We start from the raw sequence: 2,964 nt of genomic DNA, 5'->3' as shown, positions 1-2,964 counted from the left end.
GTCGGCGGCACCTCCTGGGGATGGCAGGCGGACCCGTCCGTCGTCTACACCTCCTACGACTACGGTGCGCCGATCAGCGAGACCCGTCAGCTGACCGACAAGTACCAGCAGGACAAGCTGATCGGCTACTTCGCCCGGGCCGCCCAACCGCTGACCAAGACCGACCAGGTGCCGGCCCCGGCGCCGAGCTCGTCCGCCGTGGTCGAGACGGTCCGTCAGAACCCGGACGACGGGACCCAGTTCCACTTCCTCCGGCAGGCCACCACGTCCTCCGGGAGCACCGTCGGCACCCACCTGTCGCTGGACCTGACCACCGGCAGCTACACCTTCGACGACCAGGACGGGCGCCTCGCCTACTCGGCCGGCTGGACCCACGTCGGCGCCGACCAGGCCTACACGGCGGGCGAGTTCGCGCACACCGAGTCCTGGACCGACACCGCCGGCGCCGACCTCACCGTCCCGTTCACCGGGACCGCGGTGCGGTGGATCGCGTCGACGGCCCCCAACCACGGCCTGGCGGACGTCTACCTGGACGGCGCCCAGGTCGCCACCGTGGACGGCTACTCGGCCACCACCCTGCCGCAGCAGGTGCTCTACCACGCCGAGCACCTGACCGCCGGCCCGCACACGCTGCGGATCGTCGCCACCGGGCGGAAGAGCCCGAGTGCCACGGGCACCTTCGTCGGCGTGGACGCGGTCGACCAGCCGAGCGCGGCCGACCGGAGCTACCCGTCCGTCCCGCAGCAGCCCGGCACCGACATCACGCTGAACGGCCGCCAGTCCAAGACCCTGCTGGCCCGCTACCAACTCGGCGCCAGCCGCCTGCAGTACTCCACCTCGGAGCTGATGACCAACGCCACCGTCGGCGGCCGCGACCTGGCCGTGCTCTACGGGGACGCCGGGCAGGCCGGCGAGACCGTCCTCAACTACCCCGACCGCCCGACGGTCACGGTCCTCGACGGCAGCGTGCAGAGCAGCTGGGACCAGGCCACCGGTGACCTGCGGCTCGACTACCGGCACGACGGCCTGGCCCGGGTGCTGGTCACCGGCGGGGCCCGACCGCTGCTGCTGCTGATCGGCGACACGGCGACCGCCGAGCAGTTCTGGCAGGCCCCGACCGCCGACGGGCCGGTGCTGGTCCGCGGCTCCTCGCTGCTGCGCACCGCGGCCGTGGTCAACGGCAACCTGGCCCTGACCGGCGACACCGACAGCGCCGGACCGGTGGAGGTCTACTCGGCCACCCTCGGCACGGTGAGCTGGAACGGCCGCACACTCGCCACCAAGGCCACGCCCAGCGGGGCCGCGGTCGGCCGACTGCCCGGCCCGCAGGCCGTCGCGCTGCCGCAGCTGACCGGGTGGAAGCAGCAGGCCGAGACGCCCGAGGCGCAGCCCGGGTTCGACGACTCGACGTGGACCGTCGCCGACCGGACCAGCTCGAACAGCACCACCACACCGGTCACCCGGCCGGTGCTGTTCGCCGACGACTACGGCTTCCACCACGGCGACGTCTGGTACCGGGCGCACTTCCGCGGCATGGTCGGCACCAGCGGGGCGGACCTGTCCGCGATCACCGGGACGTCCGGCCAGTACGCGGTCTGGCTCAACGGCACCTTCCTGGGCACCACCGGCGACTCCCGGCACACCTTCGCCTTCCCGGCCGGGGCGCTGCGGGACGGGGCGGACAACGTCCTGTCGGTGCTGCTGGAGAACGCGGGCCACAACGAGGACTGGAGCGCGAACGACTCGCACAAGGAGGCCCGCGGGCTGACCGGGGCCACCCTGCTGGGCGCGCCGACCACCGCGGTCACCTGGCGGATCCAGGGGGCGCTGGGCGGCGAGCACCCGGTGGACCAGGTGCGCGGGCCGATGAACACCGGCGGGCTGTACGGCGAGCGGTCCGGCTGGTCGCTGCCGGGCTACCCGGACAGCTCCTGGGCGCCGGTCACGCTGCCGACCGCCGACACCGTGCCGGGGGTGACCTGGTACCGCACCTCGGTCCCGCTGGACCTGCCGAAGGGCCAGGACACCTCGGTGGGTCTGAAGATCACCGACGACCCGTCCCGCCACTACCGGGCCCTGCTCTTCGTCAACGGCTGGCAGGTGGGCCGGTACGTGAACGACCTGGGCCCGCAGCACAGCTTCCCGGTCCCGACCGGCGTGCTGAACCCGAACGGGGCCAACTCGGTGGCGGTCGCGGTCTGGAACGCCGACGGCAGCACCGGCGGGCTCGGGTCCGTCCAGCTGGAGTCGTACGGCACCCGGCTCTCCCCGCTGAAGGTAGGGACGGTCGACAGCCCCCGCTACCGGGCCGCGGACTACCCTTCGACCACCCACCGGGCCGGCCTGGTGCTGGGCGCACCCGAGCACCTGGCCCCGGGCAGTGCGACCACGGTCACGGCCGCCCTCAGCGTCCCGGCCGGTGCCCCGGAGGCGAACTCCGCCGCCTTCACCCTGCAGGCCCCCGACGGGTGGACCGTCACCCCGACCGGCCCGCCGCCCGGCACCCGGGTCCGCCCCGGCAGCACCGTCACGGCGACCTGGCAGGTCGTCGCGCCGGCCGACGGGTTCGCGGCGCCCGGTCGGCTCACCGCCGCGGCGAGCTACCGCCAGGGCGGCGCCCAGCGGCTGACCGACGACCGGGAGGTCCTGCCGGCCGACCGGACCGTGCCGCCGACCTCCGACACCCCGGTCAGCGCGCTGCCGTTCGCCTACGCGGCCAACGGCTGGGGCCCGGTGGAGCGTGACCGCAGCAACGGCGGCGCCGGGGCCGGGGACGGACGCACCCTCTCGCTCAACGGCCAGGCCTTCGGCTCCGGCCTGGGCACCAACGCCACCAGCGTGGTCGGCCTGGAGCTGGCCGGCCACTGCACCCGCCTCACCGCCCGGGTCGGTCTCGACGACGAGGTCGCGCACGGCTCGGTCGCCTTCGCCGTCCGCGCGGACGGCCGGACCCTGGCCAGCACG

The 2,964-nt window shown here is 74.5% G+C and carries 1 protein-coding gene; it reads left to right on the top strand.

The annotated features are described in order from the left end of the window. Nucleotides 1–2,964: beta galactosidase jelly roll domain-containing protein (locus tag ACFW1A_RS39725; RefSeq protein ID WP_380418466.1), on the top strand; the 2,964-nt coding region annotated here is incomplete at both ends.

The organism is Kitasatospora sp. NPDC058965, assembly GCF_042741245.1.
GTDB lineage: Bacteria > Actinomycetota > Actinomycetes > Streptomycetales > Streptomycetaceae > Kitasatospora.
Note: the sequence above shows the minus strand (reverse complement) of the source record. Positions and strands in the feature narration are given on the sequence as shown.